The organism is Pseudomonas algeriensis (genome assembly GCF_048847255.1).
Classification (GTDB): domain Bacteria; phylum Pseudomonadota; class Gammaproteobacteria; order Pseudomonadales; family Pseudomonadaceae; genus Aquipseudomonas.
On record NZ_JBKKRK010000020.1, the window covers coordinates 48,397 to 70,655 of the forward strand.

Genomic DNA, 22,259 nt, shown 5'->3' on the forward strand with positions numbered 1-22,259 from the left:
AGTCTGTGTGCACCCACTTTTTTAAGGAGATCGATCATGCGCAGATTGCTTGCCGTTGTACTTCTGGCCTTGAGCAGCGCCAGCCACGCCGCCATCCAGACCCAGGAGATTCCCTACACCAGTGCCGACGGCACGAAGCTGATCGGCTATTACGCCTACGACGACGCGGTCAAGGGCCCGCGCCCGGGCGTGGTGGTGGTGCATGAATGGTGGGGACTGAATGATTACGCCAAGCGCCGCGCCCGCGACCTTGCCGGCCTGGGCTACAGCGCCCTGGCGATCGACATGTACGGTGACGGCAAGAATACCGAGCACCCCAAGGACGCCCTGGCCTTCATGCAGGCCGCGCTCAAGGACGGCAATGCGGCCAGCGCGCGCTTCCAGGCCGGGCTCGACCTGCTGAAGAAACAACCGCAGACCGATCCGGACAAACTTGCCGCCATCGGCTATTGCTTCGGTGGCAAGGTGGTGCTGGACGCCGCTCGCCAGGGCGTCCCATTGGCTGGCGTGGTGAGTTTCCATGGCGCCCTCGTCACCAAAACCCCGGCCACCCCAGGCAGTGTCAAAGCCAAGATCCTGGTGGAGCACGGCGCGCTGGACAGCATGGTCACCGAAGACAACGTGACCGCGTTCAAGAGCGAGATGGACAAGGCCGGCGCCGACTATAAGTTCGTCAGCCTCGACGGCGCCAAGCACGGCTTCAGCAACCCCGACGCCGACCGTCTGAGCCACGGCGAACATGGCGGGCCGGACATCGGCTACAACAAGGAAGCCGATGAGAAGTCATGGGCGGACATGCAGAAGTTCTTCAAGAAGATTTTCTGACACCCCGTGGCGAGGGGATTTATCCCCGCTGGGCTGCGAAGCGGCCCCTTCGTCAGGCCTGACACACTGCGGTGGCCGATCGATTGGGAGCGCTTCGCACTCCAGCGGGGATAAATCCCCTCGCCACAAACGACAGCCATGCTCCACACAAACGTCCCCACTATCCAGCCTCAAGCCAACCCGGCAAAATGCCGGGCATGAACCCACTCCCCGCCCTGCCCGCCTGCTGCTCGCCTCTGGATGAACAGTGGCTGCTGCCCGATGCCCTGGCCGATACGGTGCTGCTCAGTACGCGTTTCGATCCGCTGCTGCTCGTCGCCGCCGATTTCCCCAACAGCGCCATCGAACCGCCAGCGAGCATCCAGCGCTCGGTGGCCAAGCGCCAGGCGGAGTTCCTCGCCGGGCGAGTCTGCGCCCGGGCGGCCTTGCATCGGCTTGATGGTATCGCCTGTATTCCCGCCATCGGCGAAGACCGCGCGCCGGTGTGGCCCGCCCATGTCAGCGGTTCGATCACCCACAGTACCGGCCGGGCGGCCGCCATTGTCGCGCAGAAGCAGCGTTGGCAAGGGCTGGGCATGGACCTGGAAAACCTGCTCGACCCCGAACGCGCCGAACGCCTGGCGGGTGAGATCCTCACGCCTGCGGAACTGCTGCGCATGGCGACCGTCTCGCGCGATGATCGTGCGCTGCTGGTTACGCTGACCTTCTCGGTCAAGGAAAGCCTGTTCAAGGCGCTGTACCCGATCGTTGGGCAACGTTTCTATTTCGAACATGCCGAGGTGCTGGAGTGGTCCCATGATGGGCAGGTGCGGCTACGACTACTGACCGATCTTTCGCCCGAGTGGCGCCATGGCAGTGAGTTGCAAGGGCAGTTCGGGGTGAAGGATGGGCAGTTGTTGAGCCTGGTGGGGATCGAGGCCTGAGACCTTCAGTGCCTGCTCGCGAAGGGGCGGCATAGGCGCCGCACCTTTCAGGACCGATCCTGATGCCTCGGCCAACTCAAGCTGAAACACGCCCCGCCCAGGCTTTTGCTCTTGTTGATCAAGGCCCGGCCGTCATGCCAATGAATGATCCGGCGCACGATCGACAGCCCCAATCCATGGCCACCCGAGGCGCGGGCCCGGCTGTCGTCCAGGCGCAGGAACGGCTTGAATACCCGTTCCCACGCGGCCTCCGGCACCCCCGGCCCGTCATCCTCGACGTCGACCCGGCAGCGCAACTGGCCCACCTGGTAACTCACTGTCACCCGTGATCGGGCATGGCGCATGGCGTTGCCCACCAGATTCTGCAGGGCGCGATGCAGGAAACGCGGCTCAGCCTCGACCCAGGCGTCGTCGCAATCGGCGGCCGACAGGCACAGGCCACGCTCCACCGTGATCCCGGCGCGTAAAGGTCCCAGTTCTTCTATGACCTGATTGACCAGCGCATCCAGATCCACCCGCTGGAAGTTCAACGCCGGCGACCCCTGCTCCAGGCGCGCATACGTCAGCATTTCATCCACCAACCGATCCAGGTCTTCGATGTCGTGGTCCATGCCCGCCAAGTATTTGTCCCGGGCCTCGGGCGTGCTGGCGCTGCCGAGCATTTCCAGGCCGAAGCGCAGGCGCGCCACAGGCGTGCGCAATTCGTGGGACACCGCGCGCACCAGCTCCCGCTGGATCGCCAACAACTGCTGCAAGTGCTCGGCCATGGCATTGAACGCAGCGGCCAGACGCCCCACCGAATCGGCGCCCCGGGCCGGCACGCGGGTCTCCAGGCTGCCCTGGGCAATCTGGGTGGCGGCGGATTCCAGGCCGCGCAGCCGTCGCTCCAACTGGCGTACCAGCAGGTAGACGATCAAACCGATCAGGCTCAAGCCCAGCGCCGCGATCAGCACCAGCCATTCGGGCGGGTACGGATTCATCTGGTACAAGGGGCCGATTTCCAGGACCCACGGCGTGCCAACCATCCCGGCGAATACCCGGATCGAGTCGCCGCCCTTGCCCAGGGCCATCACCGTATCGCCCTCGGACACCCGACGACGCTGGTCTTCGTCCATGTCCGCCTGGTCGACGGTCATCAGGCGCAGGTCGAAACCGAAGCCCTTTTCCTGTTTGAGTTGTGCAAGCCGCTCGGGCTGCTCGGCCACCGGGTAACGCACCAGTTCGTCGGCCAGTAAATAGATTGTCGCCCGGGCCAATTGCTCACTGATCTGGCGAACCTCCCCTACCAATGTCAACTGCTCGCCGTCGCTGACCAGCCGATAGACCTTCGCCGCGTGGGGGCCGGTCTGTTCCACCAGGACCTGCCCGCGCAGCACGCGGGTGCGCTGGCCCAGGTCGAGGTCGGCCTGGCTGAGCGCCTGCAGTTCCAGCGGGATGCCCAGCAGGCGCGCCCACACCGCCAGGGCACGACGGCGCTCCGTGCCGTTCATCGGCCGCAGATTATCGGCCATCAAGGAAAACGTGCCATGGGCCAGGCGCTCGCGGTACTGCTCGGCACGCGTCTGGTTGAGCTGATGCAGCGCCAGTACGCCCAGTACCGCGACCAACACCAGGGCCGCGCACATGCCGCCATAGATGCGCAGGAAGATCGAGTTCACGGAGCGGCGTCTACGCAAGCTTCGGGAACGAACAGGTAGCCTTTGCTGCGAATGGTCTTGATCAACCGTGGATGGTCGGGGTCGTCACCGATCTTGGGGCGGATGCGCGAGATGCGCACGTCGATGGAGCGGTCCTGGCCGTCGTAGCCGATCCCGCGCAGGGCAGTGAAAATCTCCTCGCGAGACAGGATGCGTCCGGCATTGGACACCAGCAGCCACAGCAGGTCGAATTCGGCGCTGGTCAGCTCAATCCCCTTGTCCTGCAACCAGGCTTCGCGCAAGGCGTCGTCGACCACCAGCGGCCCGAACTCCAGGCGGCGCGGTTTCTGCGGCACGGACGGCTCCGGCTCGCTGCGCCGCAACAGGGCCTGGATGCGCGCCAGCAACAGGCGTGGCCGCACCGGCTTGCAGACATAGTCATCAGCCCCAAGGTCCAGGCCCTGGATCTGGTCGGTGTCGTCGGTACGCGCCGTCAGCATGAGGATCGGGCCGTCGTAGTGCTCGCGCACTTTGCGGCAGATGCTCAGGCCGTCTTCGCCGGGCAGCATCAGGTCGAGGATCACCAGGTCCGGCTGCTCGTCGATGATCCGCTGCGCCGCGACCGCGCCGTTGCCCTCGATGGCGACGCGAAGGCCATTGCTTTCCAGGTATTCGCGGGTCAGCTCAGCCAGACGCTGGTCATCCTCGACGATCAATATCTGCCAGGCTTCTTGTTCCACTGGGGGGCCTCTTATTGTTGTGGGGGCACATGGAACTCTGTGGGAGCGAGCTTGCTCGCGATGGCGGTGGGTCAGCCAGCATCACCGTTACCGGTCCGACGCTATCGCGAGCAAGCTCGCTCCCACAATGCCCACCGCCCCTCCATCGTTTGTCATGTTAAAGGAGGATAAACACGCCCATGCACCGGCCGATTGTATAAACGCGGCTTGCGCAGAAAACAAGCGGACAAATGCGTTCGGTCGGGCTGGATTTGTGTGGTAACGTCCGCGCCCGCAAAAAACTCCGGCCGGTTTTCGAGTCGTCAGAATCGTTGAAAAAAGGCTCGCTCCAGCTAGGTCGCGGCCTACAGAGGAGTTCCTCGTTTCGCACACAAATTACGCACAGGCTTATCCACAGGCAGCACGTTGATTCATGTCCGAAAACGCATTATCTTGTAGCCCGCCGCGTAAAAAACCCTACATGTAGGGTTTTCGGCCAAAAACCAAACACAAGTCGGATAGAGAATTCAAGCGCTTTTCTCGCCTCTGTCCTTCTGCAACACCGCTGTTTCACAAGTCCAGACCGCCCCTGCGGATGGCAGCCGTTTCCAAGGTCGAAAACGACCGGAACGGTACGGGTGTTGCAGTCCTTTGCTGCCACCTTGATAAACCAGGTTCCGAGCCCAGGCTCGCGATCCAAGAACTTCGGATGGACGCGACGCCGCAGGCCCGCGCCCTACTGTCCCGAAGTTGTTATACCCGGCGCCAGTCGGTTGTAGTGCTTCAGGACGGAACGGTGGGCACCGTGATGGTGCCCAAATAAACATAGAGAACGTGGAGACACCCATGCACACCGACACAACTCGCGAGAACCCGCAGGGCACCGCGCCGCTGGCCGCCGATTCGAGCCCGGATCTGTCCGCCACCGCGCCGGGCCAACTGCGCGTGATCAAGCGTAACGGCACTGTCGTTCCCTACACCGATGACAAGATCACCGTCGCCATCACCAAAGCGTTCCTCGCAGTTGAGGGCGGCACCGCTGCCGCCTCGTCGCGAATCCACGACACCGTCGCCCGCCTGACCGAACAGGTCACCGCGACCTTCAAGCGTCGCATGCCTTCGGGCGGCACCATCCACATCGAAGAAATCCAGGACCAGGTCGAACTGGCCCTGATGCGTGCCGGCGAGCAGAAAGTGGCTCGCGACTACGTGATCTACCGTGACTCCCGCGCCAAGGAGCGCGCCACCCGCGCGCCGGCCGACGCGCCGGTCCAGGCTCACCCTTCGATCCGCATCGCACGCGCCGACGGCAGCCTCGCGCCGCTGGACATGGGCCGCCTGAACACCATCGTCACCGAGGCCTGCGAAGGTCTGGAAGAAGTCGATGGCGACCTGATCCAGCGCGAAACCCTGAAGAACCTCTATGACGGCGTCGCCCTCAAGGACGTCAACACCGCCCTGGTGATGACCGCGCGGACCCTGGTGGAACGCGAGCCGAACTACTCGTTCGTGACCGCGCGCCTGCTGATGGACACCCTGCGCGCCGAAGGCCTGAGCTTCCTGGAAGTCGCCGAGAGCGCGACCCACCACGAAATGGCCGACCTGTACGCCAAGGCCCTGCCGGCCTATGTCGCCAAGGGGATCGAGTACGAATTGCTGAACCCTGTCCTGGCCGAATTCGACCTGGAAAAACTCGGCAAGGCGATCAACCACGAGCGTGACCAGCAATTCACCTACCTGGGCCTGCAAACCCTGTACGACCGTTACTTCATCCACAAGGATGGCGTGCGCTTCGAACTGCCGCAGGTCTTCTTCATGCGCGTGGCCATGGGCCTGGCGATCGAAGAGAAGCAGCGTGAAGACCGTGCGATCGAGTTCTACAACCTGTTGTCGTCCTTCGACTACATGGCCTCGACCCCGACCCTGTTCAACGCCGGCACCCTGCGTCCACAGCTGTCGAGCTGCTACCTGACCACCGTGCCGGACGACCTGTCGGGCATCTACGGCGCAATCCACGACAACGCCATGCTGTCCAAATTCGCCGGTGGCCTGGGCAACGACTGGACCCCGGTCCGCGCATTGGGCTCGTACATCAAGGGCACCAACGGCAAATCCCAGGGCGTCGTGCCGTTCCTCAAAGTGGTCAACGACACTGCCGTTGCGGTCAACCAGGGCGGCAAGCGCAAGGGCGCGGTCTGTGCCTACCTGGAAACCTGGCACATGGACATCGAAGAGTTCATCGAGCTGCGCAAGAACACCGGTGATGATCGTCGTCGTACCCACGACATGAACACCGCCAACTGGATCCCTGACCTGTTCATGAAGCGCGTCTTCGATGACGGCAAGTGGACCCTGTTCTCGCCGTCCGAAGTGCCAGACCTGCACGACCTGACCGGCAAGGCCTTCGAAGAGCGCTACGAGTACTACGAAGCCCTGACCGAGTACAACAAGATCAAGCTGTTCAAAGTCGTCCAGGCCAAAGACCTGTGGCGCAAGATGCTGTCGATGCTGTTCGAAACCGGCCACCCATGGCTGACCTTCAAGGACCCGTGCAACCTGCGCAGCCCGCAGCAGCACGTGGGCGTGGTCCACAGCTCGAACCTGTGCACCGAGATCACCTTGAACACCAACAAGGACGAGATCGCGGTCTGCAACCTGGGCTCGATCAACCTGCCGAACCACATCGTCGACGGCAAGCTGGACACCGCCAAGCTGCAACGCACCGTGAACACCGCCGTGCGCATGCTCGACAACGTGATCGACATCAACTACTACTCGGTGCCGCAAGCGAAGAACTCCAACTTCAAGCACCGTCCGGTCGGCCTGGGCATCATGGGCTTCCAGGACGCGCTGTACCTGCAGCACATCCCGTACGGTTCGGACGCTGCGGTCGAGTTCGCCGACAAGTCCATGGAAGCGGTCAGCTACTACGCGATCCAGGCTTCCTGCGACCTGGCCGACGAGCGCGGTTCGTACGAGACGTTCCAGGGTTCGCTGTGGTCCCAGGGCATCCTGCCGCTGGACTCGCAACAGATCCTGATCGCCCAGCGCGGCGAGAAGTACATCGACGTGGATCTGAAGGAAACCCTGGACTGGGCACCGGTTCGCGCCCGTGTGCAGAAAGGCATCCGTAACTCCAACATCATGGCCATCGCACCGACCGCCACCATCGCCAACATCACTGGCGTGTCGCAGTCGATCGAACCGACCTACCAGAACCTGTACGTGAAATCGAACCTGTCGGGCGAATTCACCGTGATCAACCCGTACCTGGTTCGCGACCTCAAGGCCCGCGGCCTGTGGGACTCGGTCATGATCAACGACTTGAAGTACTACGACGGTTCGGTGCAGCAGATCGAGCGCATCCCGCAAGAGCTCAAAGCGCTCTATGCGACCGCGTTCGAAGTGGACACCAAGTGGATCGTAGACGCCGCCAGCCGTCGCCAGAAGTGGATCGACCAGGCTCAGTCGCTGAACCTGTACATCGCCGGCGCCTCGGGCAAGAAGCTGGACGTGACCTACCGCATGGCTTGGTACCGTGGCCTGAAAACGACTTACTACCTCCGTGCCTTGGCCGCCACCAGCACCGAGAAGTCGACCATCAACACCGGCAAGCTGAACGCGGTTTCCGCTGGCGGCAACCACGGTGATGACTCAGTCCTGGCTGCTCCAGCAGGACCTGCGCCAGTGCCAAAAGCCTGCGCGATCGATGAGCCGGATTGCGAAGCTTGCCAATAAGCTGAGCGGGTAGGCGCCTAAAGGCGCCCGCTGAAAGAAGCCCCCGATAGACCGCTGGTTTATCGGGGGTTTTCTTTTGCCTGGCGAAAAGTAGGCGCCTGGGCCTGCCTCTTCGCGAGCCTGCTCGCGAAGAGGCAGGCCCAAACAATACAAAACTGAAGCTCATGAAAAAGCCCCTCTTTCGAGGGGCTCCTTATGCAGCTTTCAAGCGACCTTCGGCATCAAGCCATCTGAATGATGGTCTGCATGATGGTGCTCTGGGTAGAGATGGTCTTGGCGTTCGCCTGGTAGTTGCTCTGCGCCTTGATCAGCTCGACCAGTTCGTTGGTCAGGTTGACGTTGGACTCCTCCAGGGAGTTGGAGACGATCGAACCCAGGGTGCCGGTCTGTGGAGCATCGTAGCCCGGGATACCCGAGGCGAACGTTTCCTTCCAGCTGGTGCCGCCTACTGGCTGCAGGCCTTGCTCGTTGGTGAAGCTGGCAAGGGCGATCTGGCCGATCGGCTTGGTCTGGTTGTTGCTGAAGTTGGCGAGCATCACACCGCTGCCATCGATGGTCAGGTTGGTAATCTGGCCGGTGGCGTAGCCGTTCTGGGCAGGAATCGAACGAGCGGTGTCGGCGTTGAACTGAGTGGTGTTGCCCATCGAAATCGTGATGGTCGGTGCGCTCGCGGCGCCGTTGGCGGTCCAGGTTCCGTTGGTCACGGTGCCCGGAACCCAGCCGGTCAACACCAGATCGCTGTTAACGGTCGCTGGCGGAGTGGTGACCGTGGTCAACTTGCCGCTCGAATCGAAGTTCATGGTCGAAGGAACAGGCGCGGTCGCACCGGTCGTGGTCGGCAAGCTGCCATCGAGGTTACGACCATCGATCAAGGTATAGACGTTCCAGGTATTGGAGCCTGTCTTGACCATGTATTGGTCCATCGAGTGCTGGTTACCCTGGGTGTCGTAGATCGGGGTGGTGAACTGCTTGGTAAAGGTCGCCGTGTCAGCCGGGTTGAACGCGGCAGTGATCGGCGTCGCCGTCGAGTTCAGGTTGATGGTCGACGAAACCAGGCTGGTGGCTTGCGGCGGCAGGTTCGAGGTGTCGATACGCAGGTCGGTCAGGATACCGTTGAGGATCTTGCCGTTGGCATCCACGCCATAGCCCTGCAAACGAGCCGTGCCATCGCTGTTGGTGACGTAGCCTTCCTTGTCGGTCTTGAAAGTACCGGCACGGGTGTAGCTCAGGGAGCCGTCGTTGCTCAGGACAAAGAAGCCCTGGCCCTGGATCCCCATGTCCAGCACGTTGCCGGTGTTGTTCACGTCACCCTGGCCGAACTGCTGGGAAACGTTGGCCAGGCGCACGCCGTTGCCGACGGTCTTGCTGCCCGAACCCAGCTTGGTGGCCGAGTAGACGTCTTCGAATTCCGCGCGGGACGATTTGAAACCGGTGGTCGCCACGTTGGCGATGTTGTTGCCGGTCACGTCCAGCTGTTTGTTGGCTGCATAGAGACCGCTAAGGCCGATGTTGAAAGACATGTTGACTCCTTTTGCCGGTTAGTCGGCTCTACATACCAATAGTTTGTACTTTGGACAGGGCGATGCTGCCCAGCCCGGCCAGGTTGAGCATCAGCTCACCGCCCGTCTGGCTGATCGTCACGCTGCTGACCGTGGCCGGCAGGTTGGTGATCAGCGACGTGGCCTTGCCATCGATGGTGGTCGAGGCCGCGAAGGTGTACGTGCCCGACTCTACCGTCGTGCCCGCGTCGTTCTTGCCGTCCCAGATGAAGGCAGAGTTGCCCGACTTCTGGCTGCCCAGGTCGATGGTGCGGACGGTCTTGCCATCCTTGTCCATGATCTTGACGGTGAGGGAGGACACCGCCGCCGGAACCACCACGGTGCCGTTGAGGCTCTTGGAGGTGTCGACCACGGCCTTGTCTCCCGGAGCGATCACCGAGCGGCCGACCAGGGACGAAGCCTGCAACGCTTGTGACGAGTTGTAGTTGCCGGCAATGCCGCTCACGGTTTCGTTGAGCGTGGTGATGCCTTCCAGGCTGCTGAATTGCGCCAGTTGGGCCACGAACTCACCGTTGTCCTGGGGTTCCAGCGGGTTCTGGTTTTTCAGCTGGGTCACGAGCAGTTGCAGGAACGCGTCCTTGCCCAATTCCTGGTTGCCACTCGCCGCATTGGTCGCCGCACCCAGGCCATCGGCCTTGGTATTGGTCTTGACCGAGGAGTTGGCCAGAATCTCGTTGAGGCTCAAACCGCCTGTTGTATTGGTGACGCTCATATGAATCGCCCCTTATCACTGACCGAGGGTCAGGACCTTCTGCATCATGGTTTTGGCGGTGTTCATCATTTCGACGTTGGTCTGGAACGAACGACTGGCGGAAATCATGTCGGCCATTTCTTCGACGACGTTGACGTTCGGGTAATAGACATAACCCTTGGCGTCCGCGGCCGGATGGTTTGGCTCGTAACGTGCTTCGAGGTTGCTCTGGTCTTCAACGACGCCGAGCACCTGTACGCCCTGCCCCGCCGCGTCCTGGTCCTGGAACAGCGAATCGCTGCCGCCGGATTGGCCACCCTGGAACATGGTGGCGAACACCGGGTGACGGGCGCGGTAGGTCTGGTCGATGCTTGACGAAACGGTCTCGGCGTTGGCGATGTTACTGGCGACGGTGTTCAGGCGAGTGGTCTGGGCACTCATGGCACTGCCGGCGATGTTGAAAACGCTCGCGATCGACATGACTTACTCTCCACGCAGGGCCGATACCAGCCCTTTGAATTTACTGTTGAGCAGGGTGAAGCTGGCCTGGAAGTTCACGGAGTTTTCCGCGTAGTTGGACTGTTCCAGTTGAGCGTCCACGGTGTTCTGGTCGACCGAGGGCTGCATCGGCGTGCGATACATCAACGATTCGTCGCCGCTGCCTACGCCTTCGGCTTCGATATGACGGCTGTTGGTCATGTTCAAGGCGAAGTGGCCGTTCTTGGTCTTCTCGTTCTGCTCGGCGAGTACCTTGGAAAAGTCCAGGTCACGGGCCTTGTAGTTCGGCGTGTCGGCGTTGGCGATGTTGTTGGCCAGGACTTCGGCACGCTGGGCGCGGAAGCTCAGGGCCTGTTCGTGGATACCGAGCGCTTTATCGAAGCTGATGCTCATGTCGGAAACCTTTGGGTGACCAGAATGTACGTACGAAGGCTTTAGCAAGCGCCGTGCCACTTTCCGAAAGCCCGTAAACCGGGGCTTTGCGGGCAACGGCAAAGCGGCAATGCCAGAAAAGCGGCAATCGGTTTCCGCCGGATGCCGCTTTTCTGCCGCTTTCATCCAGGCAAAGGAAATCAAAATGTGGGAGCGAGCTTGCTCGCGATGGCGGTCTGTCAGTCAACGTAGATGTCGTCTGCAATACCGCTATCGCGAGCAAGCTCGCTCCCACAGGGGACAGTGGTGATTGAATATGAGCACGCAAAAAAAAACGGGAGCCCCTAGGGACTCCCGTTCTACCATCCAAACCAATCACTTCGCCTGGTAAATGATCCCCGGGCTGCACTGGACCATCTGGTAATGGTCCGGCAAACCGTTCAACGCCTCGGATGCACCCAGGAACAAATAACCACCCGGTTTCAGGGTGCTGTGGATGCGCATCAGGATGTCCTTCTTCACCTCAGCGGAGAAGTAGATCAACACGTTGCGGCAGAACACGATGTCGAACTTGCCCAGGCTGGCGTAACTGTCCAGCAGGTTGAACGAGCGAAACTCCACGCGGCTCTTGATGGGCGCCTTGACCACCCATTTGCCCGGTCCCTTGGCGTCGAAATAACGTTGCAGGCGATCGGGCGACAGGCCGCGGCCGATGGCCAGGCTGTCGTACTCGCCGGTCTTGCAGTTGTTGAGCATGGTCCCGGACAGGTCGGTGGCGACGATCTGCACGCCGCCTTTCAACTGGCCAATGTTGGTGCGCTCGAACTCATCGATGGACATCGACAAGGAATAAGGTTCCTGCCCCGACGAACAGGCCGCCGACCAGATCCGCAGGCGCTGGCCCGGGCTGGCCTTGATGGCCGCCGGCAATACCTTGTTCTTCAATACCTCAAAGGGATAGGTGTCACGAAACCACAGGGTTTCGTTGGTGGTCATGGCGTCCACGACCATCTCGCGCAAGCCACTGCGCGGCTGGGTCTGGATACGCTGAACCAACTCGCCCAATGACTTGATGCCCTGTTGTTCCATCAACTTATTGAGACGGCTCGACACCAGGTACTGCTTGTTTTCACCAAGCAAGATGCCACAGGCTTTTTCCAGGAAGACCCGGAACTGTTCGAAATCCAAATTACCCGTAGACAAAATACCGCCTCTTTTCACTGTATTGACTTGCCGGGCGCACAACGCGCCCGACCTTTAGCCTGCTGACTTGATTCGCTCGACGACTCGGGAAGCGAGGTCATCGGGCCGGAACTTGGCCAGGAAGTCATCGGCGCCGACCTTCTTGACCATTGCCTGGTTGAACACCCCAGACAACGAAGTATGCAAGATGATGTGCAGCTTTTGCATGCGCGGGTCGCTGCGGATTTCCGATGTCAGCGTGTAGCCGTCCATCTCCGGCATCTCGATGTCGGAGATCATCATCAGGAACTCCTCTTCCGGCTTCTTGCCTTCGTCGACCAGATTGCGCAGGTAATCCAGCGCTTGCCGCCCATCGTTCAGCGCAATCACTTCGACGCCGACCGTTTGCAGGCAACGCGTGACCTGCTTACGGGCCACCGAGGAATCGTCGACGGTCAGCACCCGCAGGGAAACCGCCTTGTGCTGGGTCTCGGCATCTATCACGCCAACGGAAATCGTTTCCGGGGTCGGCGCCACTTCGGCGAGGATTTTCTCCACGTCGATGATTTCCACCAACTGGTTATCGACCCGGGTCACCGCCGTGAGGTAGTGGTCGCGGCCGGTCCCCTTGGGTGGTGGATGGATCTCTTCCCAGTTCATGTTGACGATGCGCTCCACCGATCGCACCAGGAACCCTTGGGTCTTGGTGTTGTACTCGGTGATGATCACAAACGGATTGCTCTGGTCCAGCAGTCGGCCGGAACCGGTCGCCATCGCCAGGTCGAGAATCGGGATGGTCGCTCCCCGGATATTCGCCACACCGCACACGACGGGACTGGATTTCGGCATCAGGGTCAGCTTGGGGCATTGCAGCACCTCGCGAACCTTGAACACGTTGATCCCATACAATTGTCGGCCGTCGAGACGGAACAACAACAGCTCCAGGCGATTCTGACCCACCAGCTGTGTGCGCTGGTTTACCGAATCCATCACTCCCGCCATGCCCTGACTCCTACCTAACGCTAATGTGTCCGACGCGCATTCATCACTAAACGGCACGGGGCTTGCTATTGAACCGGCATGAACGCACAAACGACATTTTCTCGACGCCTGACCACTCACTGCCGCCACTGGCTCGGTGCATTGCTGGCTGCCTGCCTGCTCGCTTCGGGCGGTCCTGCCCTTGGTGCCGCTGCGGTAACCTTGCCTGATCTCCTTATCGGCGTCACTCAGGGCTTTCTTGAGTTCACCGTAGAAGACTATCTGGCAACCAGTCAAACCGAAGGTCGCTACGAGATTGAAGTCAACCAGCTCGACCCGCGCCTGCGGATGCCGATGTGCGACAAGGAATTGACTGCCTCGCTGGAGAGCCCGGCCAGGCCCCTGGGCCGCGTCACGGTGAAGGTTCGTTGCGATAGCGCCGCGCCCTGGACGGTGTTCGTGCCCGCTCAAGTGCGCCTGTACCGGGAAATTGTCACCACCACTCGGCCACTCAAGCGGGCCGGGATCGTCGAGCCGCAGGACGTGGTCCTGCGTGAGCGCGACGTCAGCCAGATCAGCCAGGGTTTCCTGACCTCCGTCGATGAGGCCATTGGGCAGAAACTTGTCCGACCAATGGTCGCCGACCAGGTGGTGACCCAGGTGCATCTGGAACAGGCCGAGGTGGTTCGCAAGGGCGACCAGGTGGTCATCACCGCTCGCAGCGGCACCCTGGCCGTGCGGATGCCCGGCGAGGCCCTGGCCAACGGTGGCATGCGCGAACAGATTCGGGTGAAAAACCTCAATTCCCAACGGGTCATCAAGGCACAGGTGATAGCGCCTGGCCAGGTGGAAGTGGCTATGTAAGAGGCTGTAAGGAGGGTAGACAGGCTGGCGCTTGACCTCGGTGTTCCCTAGACTGTGCCTTGTACGAAGGCAAGCGCGGACGTGCGCTCGTTCATTTGAAAAATGAGCCTAAAGTTTTTTTGGGGATGGCCGAAAACATGGCAAGCGTCCAAATACCCAGAGGTTTTTTACCATGGTCATCGATTTCAATCGTTTAAACAGCTCCTCGCCCCTGACAGGCACTGCGCGCACCAGCGCCAGCAAGGAAACCGTCGAAACCGACAAATCCAAGCCAGCCGACCAGGCCGCCACTGTCAGCAACGGGGAATCGGTACACCTCAGCAATGAGGCTCAACAGTTGCAGAAGGTCACTGACAAGCTGCGCGATCAACCTGTCGTCGACAACGCCCGCGTGGCCGCGTTGAAAGCAGCAATCGCCGATGGCAGCTATCAAGTCGACAGCAACCGTGTAGCCAGCAAGCTGCTCAACTTCGAAGCCCAGCGCTAGGCCCCCGCCCGCGCCAGGCTTTTGGACGCTTAAGACCCAAGGCCAGCCATGCACGACACTCATTTATTGCAACTGATCATCGACGACTTTGCTCCAGCGCAACAATTGTTGGAGCTGTTGCAGACCGAAGCCCTGGCATTGCACGGGCGGGACATGCCCCTGCTGGAAAATATTCTGGCGCAAAAGCAGGCATTGATCATTTTGCTCGACCAGCATGGCCGCAAGCGCAGCGAAATCCTCGCCAGCCTCAACCTGCCCGCCGATAACAGTGGCCTTGAGCAATTGGCAAGCCAATCGTCGATCGGCGATCAGCTGTTGTCGCAAAGCGCCGTGCTCAACGACCTGCTCAACCAGTGCCAGGCCGCCAATGCTCGAAACGGCCAGTCTATCCTGATGCAACAGGCCGCCACCGCCAATCAGTTGCGTATTCTCAATGGCGGCGAAATCCCGACGCTCTATGACGCTCGCGGCTCGACCGCGAAAATGGTCAAGCACCGCCCGCTCAGCCAGGCATGAAGCGAACGATGCCGGAGCACTATCAACGCGCGATACATGCTGGCAAAATGCTGGCTCTTTGTAGTCGTATTTTGCCTGGAGATTGACCCACCGTGTTCAATGCCTCAAACGCGGATGATGCTCCGCAGCCGCCCAAGGTCCTCGCCACCCCTCTGGAAATCTCCGGCAATCTGCGGATGCTGCAAGACAGTCACGACCCGCTGATCATCACCTTCCACGAGCGCAGCCAGCGGTTCCAGAGTTACCTGGTGGATGTCGATCGCGAAACCAACACCATCGCCCTGGACGAAATGATTCCTCGGGACGGTGAACGTTTCCTACTGGCCGGCGAGCCGTTTCGCGTCGAGGGTTTCCATGACGGCGTGCGCATCGCGTGGGAGGGCAACGGCCCATTGACCATTCAGGAATCGAGCGATGGCCGCTGCTATCGCGGCGCCTTGCCTGAAGAAGTGGTTTATCACCAGCGCCGCAACGCCTTCCGGGCCGCATTGAAACTGGCGCAACTGGTGAACGTGGAGTTGGGTGGCGACAAGCTCAAATCACCGGTGAATGGCAAGCTGCTGGATATTTCCGCAACCGGTTGCAAGCTGCGCTTCGATGGCGATATCACTGAACGGCTGCAGCTGGGCCAGGTTTACGAGCGCTTCATCGCCGCCCTACCGTTTGGCAGCATGACCGCGCCGGTGGAGCTGCGCTACCTGCATTTCGAAGAGCGGATCAACACCACGTTCGCAGGCGTGCGCTTCCATAACATCAGCGGCCTGGTACAACGCCAGGTGGAACGCTTCGTGTATCAATTGCAGCGTGAAGCCCGTCGGTTCGATAAAGACGACTTCTGATTTCCGGCGCGCTATAAAAAACGGGCAATCCCTTTGCAAGGATTGCCCGTTTTTTTTATGCCGGTCTCAGGGCCTGGCCTGGGTGAAATCGGACGGTGGCAGTTCGTCGTCGGCGCCTTCGGTGACCGGCTCCAATTCAGGTTGAGGCTCGGGCTCGACGTCCGGATTGGGCGAGGCCTGCATCTGCTCCTGCACCACTTGCTCGTCGACCCGCGGATCGAGGCACGCCACCAAGGGTGAACTGGTCATGTTGTCCGGCATGGCCACGTGATGCAGCGGCGCGTCGTCGACCTGGTGCAGGTTGGTGACCGCTTTCGGCCGGATCCGCCATACCAGCAGCAACGCAAACAGGGCAAAAAAGCCATAGAGCATCTGGCTGCCGTACAGTTTCATCAGCACCCCGGCCACCAACGGGCCGATGCTGGCGCCCACGCCGTAGGTCACTAGCAGCATCGCGGTGAGCGACACCCGGCGATCACCCTCGACGTGGTCATTGGAAAACGCGACCGCCAGCGGGTACAGGCAAAACTGCACCAACGAACAGCAGAAACCGGCGATGAACAATACTTCCAGCGGCGCCTTCGACAGGATGGCCAGCGGCAAGGCACACACCACCAGGGCCAGTGCGAAGCAGCGGATCAACAGGGCCCGATCGTAACGATCCGACAGCCAACCCAGCGGCCATTGCACCAGCAGGCCGGCAAAGATGCAGCAGCCCATGAACAAGCCGACCTGCTCGGTACTCAGGCCCTGCTGGGAGGCGTACAGCGGTGCCAGGCCGTAGAAGGAGCCGACGATCAGCCCGGAGCCCAACACCGTGGTCAACGATTGCGGTACGCGCTTGATAAAGAAGCGCGGCTCCATCGGCGCCGGATGCAACGGCGCCGGGTGAATCCGCCGGGTCAATGCCACCGGCACCAGGCACAGGGCGAAACACAACGCCACCAACATCAGCAATTCAAGGCCCAGGGCCGGATGCATGACCAGGATCAGTTGGCCCAGCACCAGTCCCAGGTAGGAAGCAATCATATAGCCGCTGAACACTACCCCGCGTTGCTTGGCATCGGCCTGCTCGTTGAGCCAGCTTTCGATAACCATGTACTGGCACATCATGCCCAGGCCGACAATCATCCGCAGCACGATCCAGGCCGGCAGCCAGTTCACCAGGCCATGGCCCAATACCGCCGCACCGACGATCCCGGCGCAAGCCGAATAGGCGCGAATATGCCCAACGCGGCCAATCAGCCGGTGGCCGATCTTGCCGCCCAGCACCAGGCCGAAATAGTTCGCCGCCATCAGCGCACCGACCCACAGGCTGTCCACGTTGTCGGCGGCCAGGCGCAGGGCCAGGTAAGTACTCAGAAGGCCTGAGCCGATGAGCATCATCAGCGAGGCGAAATAAAGCGCTCGAAAAGGTTTCCAGATTTGGCGCATCGGCGTTCCGAGCGGCTCCTTGAGGTAAGTAAGGGCTATCTTTGGAAGATAGCCCGAATGCGACGGTTCGTTATGCCTGGGCCGCCAAAACGCGCCGCTCCCAGGGCGTGATTTCGTCAAAGAAACTGGTCAGTTCCAGGGTTTTCGAGGCAACGTAACCTTCGATGAACTCGCTACCGAACAGTTCCTTCGCCAAGTGGCTACGCTTGAGACGTTCAAGCGCTGCATGCAAGGTACATGGCAAAGACAGATTCTCCGGCACCTCGAACTCGCCCTGGATCGCGGCACCCGGTTCCAGGCGATTCTCGATGCCATGGAGCCCCGCCGCCAGACTGGCGGCAATCGCCAGGTAAGGGTTGGCATCGGCTCCCGGCAAGCGGTTCTCGACCCGCCGGGCTACCGGCGCACTCGCAGGAATGCGCAGCCCGGCCGAACGATTGTCATGGGACCAACAGGCATTGTTTGGCGACGCGAATGGATGGCAGAGGCGGTGGTAGGAATTCACGTTTGGCGCGAACAGCGCGGTGAAATCCGCCATGCCGGCCTGCTGCCCGCCAATGAAGTGCCGGAACGTCGCGGTCGGCTCGCCCGCATCGTCGCTGAATACATTGCGACCGCTGCCCAGCTCGACGATGCTCTGGTGAATGTGCATCGAACTGCCCGGCGTTCGCGCCAGCGGCTTGGCCATGCAGACCACCGTCAGGCCATGCTTGAGGGCCACCTCCTTGAGCAAATGCTTGAACAGGAACGTCTGGTCGGCCAACAGCAGAGCATCGCCGTGGAGCAGATTGATTTCAAACTGGCTGACGCCCATTTCATGCATGAACGTGTCACGCGGCAGGCCTAGCGCCGCCATGCATTCATAGACTTCGGTGAAGAACGGTCGCAGGCCGTTGTTGGAACTGATGCTGAACGCCGATTGGCCATCTTCGCGACGACCATCCAGGCCCATCGGCGGCAGGAATGGCTGGGAAGGATCCGGGTTGGGCGCGAACACAAAAAACTCCAGCTCCGTCGCCACTACCGGCGCTAGCCCGAGCGCCGCATATCGAGCGATCACGGCCTTGAGCTGACCGCGCGTCGACAGAGGTGAGCTTTCGCCGCTGAGCTCATCGGCGTCGCAGATCGCCAAGGCGCGTGGCGGATGGCTCCACGGCAGCCGGTGGATCTGCTGTGGATCGGCCACCAACGCCAGGTCGCCGTCGTCACTGCCGTAAAAGCGCGCTGGCGGATATCCGCCCATGATGCATTGCAGCAGCACACCGCGCGCCATCTGCAACCGCCGGCCTTCAAGGAAGCCCTCGGCGCTCATTACCTTGCCCCTGGGTACGCCATTCAAATCCGGCGTGACACATTCAATCTCATCAATGCCCGTCAATCGCTGTGCGAGTGAACACTGGCCATCGGTCGTCATGACGCAATCCTTGTTATGTGCGAGCCGCGAACGGCAACCCGTACAAAATAGGCTCCGGCTGTTCGGAATATCAAGCATCCCGAGACAATAAACATCTGACGGGGATATGGACAGCTCAGGGCAGGTAAAGCCTGAACACCCCACCGCCCAGAACACCGCCATTGGCAATCTCGGTATGCCCGCTCAAGCCGCCACGCTGATGCAACCCGGCGATCCGGGCGGCGAAGTACAGGCCTAGGCCGGTGCTGCCGCTGCTGTGGTTGATGCCCTGCACATACTCGGCCTGGCGCTCGATCATTTCGGCCGGGTAGCCTTCGCCGTCGTCATTGATGGTCAGCACCAATTGCCCAGCCTCGTCGCTCACGCTGATCAACAACGCCTGGCGCGCGTGGCGAATGGCATTGTTGATCATGTTGTCGAGCACCGACGCGATCAGCTCACGGTCGAAGAAACCCAGCGGGCTCAGCGGATCGACCTCATAGGTGGCCATGATCCCGCGACTGCGGAACACGTCCTGATGGCCGGCCAACTGCGCTTCGATGAAGTCATCCAGTTCGTGGTAGGCCGGATGCAGCGGCAATTGATTCACGCCCAGCTTGTACAACCCGAGCAACTGCACCAGCAGCCCATTGAGATGGGCAAACTCGAACTCCATCACGCCCTGCTCCGAGGTCTGCCGCGCAGGTTCCGGCAGGCGCTCGAGCCATTGCGTATGAGCCTGCATGAGCAGAGTCAGGGAGTTTTTCATGTCATGCACGGTAGACGCGATCACCGTGGAGAAATCGAGAGCTTGTTCGCTGTCATTCATCGCCAAATGCCTTGCTTCGCAGTTTCTGATAACGCGCAAAACGCGCATCGGTGTCGGGCATCATGCCCACCAGTTTCAGGCAGGCACGGCATTCCTGCAGCAGCTGCGATTCAACACTGGTATCGGTGCCGTGCAGCAGGGATTGCGCCATGTTCAGGGCAATACTGATGTTCTTCGGCTGCAGCTTCAGTGCACGCCGGAACAATTCCCGCGCCTCGGGCAACGCGCCGGTCTTGTAGACACGCACGCCTTCGCGATTCAGCTCGGCGGCGGCGTTGCCCTGGTTAAGGATATTCGGGTCGTCGGTGAGCTTGGCAATGCCCTGCATCACCGTCGGATCATCGCCATAGATCTCCGCGCAGTTCTTGAGCATCGATTCGCCGGCGCTGGTCTGGCCGAGCATCTGTAGCTGCTTGGCCACCAGCAGCGCGGCTTCGGCGCTCATGAACTGTTCCATGCCGTCGAGACGCTGCAAGGCTTGCTCGGTGAGCTTTTCGGCGGTTTCGGCATCATTGAGCAACAGGCTCGTTGCTTTCATCAGCCGCGCCCGGACCTGCAGGCCCGGATCGCTGGGGTTATCTTTCGCCACCGCGCTAAGCGTGGTGTTGATTTCCAGCCTCGTCCGGGTGTCCAGGCCCTTCTCGCTGCCCTTGCTGATCAAGGCATGGGCCAGGCCAAGGTTGCTCTCCGGATCCTTGAATCGCGATTGCGCGCCCTGCCCGACCGCCTGGCGATAGGCTTTCGACGCGGTCTCGTAATCCTCGTTGGTCATCGCCAGCTTGCCCAGCAGCGACTGCCGACGCACCGCCAACGGCGACAACCGCACCGCTTCCTCCAATACGTTCTGGGCCTGCTTCGTGTCGCCTTCAGCCACCAACACGTCGGCCATGCCGTCGTACAGGGCCGGCATCATCGGAAAGACTTTCAGGGCCTTTTCATAGACAGCCTTGGCTTCGCCTATCTGCCCGCGCTTGAACAACAACTTTCCCAACCCCGCGTACGCCCACGGCAACGGGCGATCCGCGATGATGGAGTTGTACAACCGCTCAAGGGCCTCGTTCTGATTCAAGTCGCGCAGCGCATCGGCCCGATAACGCAGGCACAGTGGGCCGTAGCGCGGGTCCTGCTTGCACAGGGCGATGCAAGCATTGAGCACTTCCATCGGCTTGCCACGATCGAGCGCCTGCAGGATCGGTTTGAGCAACGTTTTGCGCTGCTCCAGGCGCTCCAACCGCTGGGCCAGGCCGGAGCGATTGAATGGTTTTGTCAGGTACGCATCCGGCTCATGTTCCAGGGCGCTGAGCACCATGGCCTGGCTGGTCTCGGCGGTCACCATGAGAAACACGCTCTCATGGCTGATCAACTTCTCGACCATCAGGTCTTCCAGCACCTGCTGGCCGTTCTTGCGCCCGTCGCCCAGGTGATAATCCTGCAAGATGAAGTCATAACGCTTCTGCGAACACATGCGCAGCGCTACTTCACCGGTATCGGCGGTGTCCACGTCCTTGACGCCCAACTCCCGCAACATCGACCGGACGGAGCTGCGGAAATCCGAGAAATCATCGACGATCAGAAAACTTTTTTGGTGGTACGCCAGCATCAAGGATGTCCAGGCAAATAAGAAAATGAACTCAATGGCAAAACAAACGAAACACCGTCTCACGGCCGGCAAAGCGCGCAGATGATAGACAGCCGCGACGCATACCGCGAGCCGTTCCAGGACGCCGGGACGTCAGGAAAGGAGACTCATCGGGTTATCGGCCGCAAACGGGGTTCCGTTAGAAGATCGTGGGGACTTGCAGGGCTGCGGGATAATAATGGTGTCCCAGGGCAGGTTCGAACTGCCAACCTTCCCCTTAGGAGGGGGATGCTCTATCCAATTGAGCTACTGAGACACGGGTCGACCACGAGAAACGCGGTGCGTTGGACGGCGAGCATGTTAACGGCCACTCTCGCGTTTGTCATGTCGTCGCTGCCTATTAAGTGTAGGCAAATAGTACGGCCCTTACGCCACGCCAAGGGAAGGCCGCCCAAATATGGCGCCATTCATCTGTCCACAGCCTCCGGGCCTAGTAAATCGGCCTTTTGCCACTATCCTATACGTAACTAGAACGGCAGACGTTTAGTTGCGTATCGGTTATCCGCCCAACGGTATGGCACAACGACACGATGCAGTGGTCACAAAATGCGGAACCTGTGTGTTTTTCAAACCAGTCCGCATTTTTTGAGAAGAGTACTGGCATAACGCCTTTACCCGGATCAGAATTTGTCACAGAATTGGCGCCAATGATCTGGCAATTTTGAGGCATGATGCGGCCTCCTAACATTCAGGTTGAACATTTGGCAACGGGCCTTGTCCTATCGACATCCTGCGGCCAATCCCCAGAACCGCTCCCCTGAACTAACCGGTTAAATAAATATGCGCCCATTGAAACAGGCAATTTATTCCAGCCGTACGGCTGACAAGTTCGTCGTGCGTCTGCCAGACGGAATGCGGGAACGCATTGCCGAGGTGGCTCGTAATCATCACCGCAGCATGAACTCTGAAATCATCGCGCGCCTTGAGCAAAGCCTGATTCAGGAAGGTGCGTTGGGTGAAGAATTGAGCATGCGCCTGGACAGCCCGGAGCTGTCGCTGCACGAGCGCGAGTTGCTTCAACGCTTCCGACAACTCTCCCATCGCCAGCAGAACGCCCTCGTTTCGCTGATTGCTCATGATGCCGAAATGGCCGCTGACGCGTCCTGATCGTGTCCAGGGTAATAAAGCCAGCT

Annotated in this window: 20 protein-coding genes and 1 tRNA gene; 8 read left to right on the plus strand and 13 right to left on the minus strand. The window is 60.6% G+C overall.

The window, feature by feature from the left end; genetic code table 11:
- The first annotated feature begins 36 nt into the window (after positions 1 to 36).
- Together ACLK1G_RS22860 and ACLK1G_RS22865 are read left to right on the plus strand one after the other, a co-directional pair.
- Positions 37 to 825 (plus strand): dienelactone hydrolase family protein, encoded by a 789-nt coding sequence (locus tag ACLK1G_RS22860; protein ID WP_420767475.1) that lies wholly within the window; start codon positions 37 to 39, stop codon positions 823 to 825.
- A gap of 197 nt (positions 826 to 1,022) precedes the next feature.
- A complete protein-coding gene (locus ACLK1G_RS22865; protein ID WP_420767476.1) occupies positions 1,023 to 1,748 on the plus strand; it encodes a 4'-phosphopantetheinyl transferase family protein in 726 nt (241 codons plus the stop codon).
- A 47-nt stretch (positions 1,749 to 1,795) separates the two neighbouring features.
- Here the strand turns inward: ACLK1G_RS22865 and ACLK1G_RS22870 are convergent, their stop codons facing one another.
- Positions 1,796 to 3,406 carry an ATP-binding protein gene (locus ACLK1G_RS22870; RefSeq protein WP_420767477.1) on the minus strand — a complete coding sequence of 537 codons (1,611 nt, stop codon included), beginning with the start codon at positions 3,404 to 3,406 and terminating at the stop codon, positions 1,796 to 1,798.
- The gene (locus ACLK1G_RS22875) at positions 3,403 to 4,125 is read right to left on the minus strand and encodes a response regulator (protein ID WP_420767478.1); all 723 of its coding nucleotides are present in this window, start codon (positions 4,123 to 4,125) and stop codon (positions 3,403 to 3,405) included. The genes ACLK1G_RS22870 and ACLK1G_RS22875 overlap by 4 nt, the downstream gene beginning before the upstream one ends.
- An 825-nt stretch (positions 4,126 to 4,950) precedes the next feature.
- Between ACLK1G_RS22875 and ACLK1G_RS22880 the strand changes: the two genes are divergently transcribed.
- Positions 4,951 to 7,842 carry a ribonucleoside-diphosphate reductase subunit alpha gene (locus ACLK1G_RS22880; protein WP_420767479.1) on the plus strand — a complete coding sequence of 964 codons (2,892 nt, stop codon included), beginning with the start codon at positions 4,951 to 4,953 and terminating at the stop codon, positions 7,840 to 7,842.
- A gap of 221 nt (positions 7,843 to 8,063) precedes the next feature.
- On the opposite strand, the gene flgE is transcribed toward ACLK1G_RS22880, so the two are convergent.
- From flgE to ACLK1G_RS22910, 6 genes are all read right to left on the minus strand, one after another.
- Positions 8,064 to 9,362, minus strand: a complete 1,299-nt coding sequence (gene flgE, locus ACLK1G_RS22885; protein ID WP_420767480.1) for a flagellar hook protein FlgE — start codon at positions 9,360 to 9,362, stop codon at positions 8,064 to 8,066.
- A 28-nt stretch (positions 9,363 to 9,390) separates the two neighbouring features.
- Positions 9,391 to 10,113 (minus strand): flagellar hook assembly protein FlgD, encoded by a 723-nt coding sequence (flgD, locus tag ACLK1G_RS22890; protein ID WP_420767481.1) that lies wholly within the window; start codon positions 10,111 to 10,113, stop codon positions 9,391 to 9,393.
- A 15-nt stretch (positions 10,114 to 10,128) separates the two neighbouring features.
- Positions 10,129 to 10,572, minus strand: coding sequence for a flagellar basal body rod protein FlgC (gene flgC / locus ACLK1G_RS22895; protein ID WP_039591882.1), 444 nt, complete (start codon positions 10,570 to 10,572; stop codon positions 10,129 to 10,131).
- Between the two features lie 3 nt (positions 10,573 to 10,575).
- Positions 10,576 to 10,983: a flagellar basal body rod protein FlgB gene (gene flgB / locus ACLK1G_RS22900; RefSeq protein WP_420767482.1), complete on the minus strand. Its 408-nt coding sequence runs from the start codon at positions 10,981 to 10,983 to the stop codon at positions 10,576 to 10,578.
- Positions 10,984 to 11,337: 354 nt separating this feature from the next.
- Positions 11,338 to 12,165 carry a protein-glutamate O-methyltransferase CheR gene (gene cheR, locus ACLK1G_RS22905; RefSeq protein ID WP_420767483.1) on the minus strand — a complete coding sequence of 276 codons (828 nt, stop codon included), beginning with the start codon at positions 12,163 to 12,165 and terminating at the stop codon, positions 11,338 to 11,340.
- Between the two features lie 54 nt (positions 12,166 to 12,219).
- On the minus strand, positions 12,220 to 13,146 hold the full coding sequence (locus tag ACLK1G_RS22910) for a chemotaxis protein CheV (protein ID WP_420767484.1): 927 nt from the start codon (positions 13,144 to 13,146) through the stop codon (positions 12,220 to 12,222).
- 78 nt (positions 13,147 to 13,224) lie between these two features.
- On the opposite strand from ACLK1G_RS22910, the gene flgA reads away from it, so the two are divergent.
- From flgA to ACLK1G_RS22930, 4 genes are all read left to right on the plus strand, one after another.
- Positions 13,225 to 13,989 carry a flagellar basal body P-ring formation chaperone FlgA gene (gene flgA, locus ACLK1G_RS22915; protein ID WP_420767485.1) on the plus strand — a complete coding sequence of 255 codons (765 nt, stop codon included), beginning with the start codon at positions 13,225 to 13,227 and terminating at the stop codon, positions 13,987 to 13,989.
- A gap of 172 nt (positions 13,990 to 14,161) precedes the next feature.
- Complete coding sequence (flgM, locus tag ACLK1G_RS22920; protein WP_420767486.1) at positions 14,162 to 14,476, plus strand: flagellar biosynthesis anti-sigma factor FlgM; 315 nt, start codon at positions 14,162 to 14,164, stop codon at positions 14,474 to 14,476.
- A 48-nt stretch (positions 14,477 to 14,524) separates the two neighbouring features.
- Complete coding sequence (locus ACLK1G_RS22925; protein WP_420767487.1) at positions 14,525 to 14,992, plus strand: flagella synthesis protein FlgN; 468 nt, start codon at positions 14,525 to 14,527, stop codon at positions 14,990 to 14,992.
- Positions 14,993 to 15,084: 92 nt separating this feature from the next.
- Positions 15,085 to 15,831 (plus strand): flagellar brake protein, encoded by a 747-nt coding sequence (locus ACLK1G_RS22930; RefSeq protein WP_420767488.1) that lies wholly within the window; start codon positions 15,085 to 15,087, stop codon positions 15,829 to 15,831.
- A gap of 66 nt (positions 15,832 to 15,897) precedes the next feature.
- Here ACLK1G_RS22930 and ACLK1G_RS22935 read toward each other — a convergent pair whose 3' ends face one another.
- From ACLK1G_RS22935 to ACLK1G_RS22955, 5 genes are all read right to left on the minus strand, one after another.
- Positions 15,898 to 17,265: an MFS transporter gene (locus ACLK1G_RS22935; RefSeq protein ID WP_420767489.1), complete on the minus strand. Its 1,368-nt coding sequence runs from the start codon at positions 17,263 to 17,265 to the stop codon at positions 15,898 to 15,900.
- A 70-nt stretch (positions 17,266 to 17,335) separates the two neighbouring features.
- A complete protein-coding gene (locus ACLK1G_RS22940) occupies positions 17,336 to 18,577 on the minus strand; it encodes a glutamine synthetase family protein (protein WP_420767521.1) in 1,242 nt (413 codons plus the stop codon).
- Positions 18,578 to 18,794: 217 nt separating this feature from the next.
- Complete coding sequence (locus ACLK1G_RS22945) at positions 18,795 to 19,487, minus strand: sensor histidine kinase (RefSeq protein WP_420767490.1); 693 nt, start codon at positions 19,485 to 19,487, stop codon at positions 18,795 to 18,797.
- Positions 19,480 to 21,087, minus strand: coding sequence for a response regulator (locus ACLK1G_RS22950; protein ID WP_420767491.1), 1,608 nt, complete (start codon positions 21,085 to 21,087; stop codon positions 19,480 to 19,482). Before ACLK1G_RS22950 ends, ACLK1G_RS22945 begins: the two co-directional genes overlap by 8 nt.
- Positions 21,088 to 21,305: 218 nt before the next feature.
- Positions 21,306 to 21,382, minus strand: a tRNA-Arg gene (locus tag ACLK1G_RS22955).
- A 524-nt stretch (positions 21,383 to 21,906) separates the two neighbouring features.
- Between ACLK1G_RS22955 and ACLK1G_RS22960 the strand changes: the two genes are divergently transcribed.
- The gene (locus ACLK1G_RS22960) at positions 21,907 to 22,233 is read left to right on the plus strand and encodes an Arc family DNA-binding protein (protein WP_003178899.1); all 327 of its coding nucleotides are present in this window, start codon (positions 21,907 to 21,909) and stop codon (positions 22,231 to 22,233) included.
- The last annotated feature ends 26 nt before the right edge of the window (positions 22,234 to 22,259 follow it).

Excerpts from the sequence above, each read along its gene's own strand:
- ACLK1G_RS22860 (WP_420767475.1), top strand. The coding sequence starts at position 37 with ATGCGCAGATTGCTTGCCGTTGTACTTCTGGCCTTGAGCAGCGCCAGC.
- ACLK1G_RS22865 (WP_420767476.1), top strand. The coding sequence starts at position 1,023 with ATGAACCCACTCCCCGCCCTGCCCGCCTGCTGCTCGCCTCTGGATGAA.
- ACLK1G_RS22880 (WP_420767479.1), top strand. The coding sequence starts at position 4,951 with ATGCACACCGACACAACTCGCGAGAACCCGCAGGGCACCGCGCCGCTG.
- flgE (WP_420767480.1), bottom strand. The coding sequence starts at position 9,362 with ATGTCTTTCAACATCGGCCTTAGCGGTCTCTATGCAGCCAACAAACAG.
- flgD (WP_420767481.1), bottom strand. The coding sequence starts at position 10,113 with ATGAGCGTCACCAATACAACAGGCGGTTTGAGCCTCAACGAGATTCTG.
- flgC (WP_039591882.1), bottom strand. The coding sequence starts at position 10,572 with ATGTCGATCGCGAGCGTTTTCAACATCGCCGGCAGTGCCATGAGTGCC.
- flgB (WP_420767482.1), bottom strand. The coding sequence starts at position 10,983 with ATGAGCATCAGCTTCGATAAAGCGCTCGGTATCCACGAACAGGCCCTG.
- ACLK1G_RS22910 (WP_420767484.1), bottom strand. The coding sequence starts at position 13,146 with ATGGCGGGAGTGATGGATTCGGTAAACCAGCGCACACAGCTGGTGGGT.
- flgA (WP_420767485.1), top strand. The coding sequence starts at position 13,225 with ATGAACGCACAAACGACATTTTCTCGACGCCTGACCACTCACTGCCGC.
- flgM (WP_420767486.1), top strand. The coding sequence starts at position 14,162 with ATGGTCATCGATTTCAATCGTTTAAACAGCTCCTCGCCCCTGACAGGC.
- ACLK1G_RS22925 (WP_420767487.1), top strand. The coding sequence starts at position 14,525 with ATGCACGACACTCATTTATTGCAACTGATCATCGACGACTTTGCTCCA.
- ACLK1G_RS22935 (WP_420767489.1), bottom strand. The coding sequence starts at position 17,265 with ATGCGCCAAATCTGGAAACCTTTTCGAGCGCTTTATTTCGCCTCGCTG.
- ACLK1G_RS22940 (WP_420767521.1), bottom strand. The coding sequence starts at position 18,577 with ATGAGCGCCGAGGGCTTCCTTGAAGGCCGGCGGTTGCAGATGGCGCGC.
- ACLK1G_RS22945 (WP_420767490.1), bottom strand. The coding sequence starts at position 19,487 with ATGAATGACAGCGAACAAGCTCTCGATTTCTCCACGGTGATCGCGTCT.
- ACLK1G_RS22950 (WP_420767491.1), bottom strand. The coding sequence starts at position 21,087 with ATGCTGGCGTACCACCAAAAAAGTTTTCTGATCGTCGATGATTTCTCG.
- ACLK1G_RS22960 (WP_003178899.1), top strand. The coding sequence starts at position 21,907 with ATGCGCCCATTGAAACAGGCAATTTATTCCAGCCGTACGGCTGACAAG.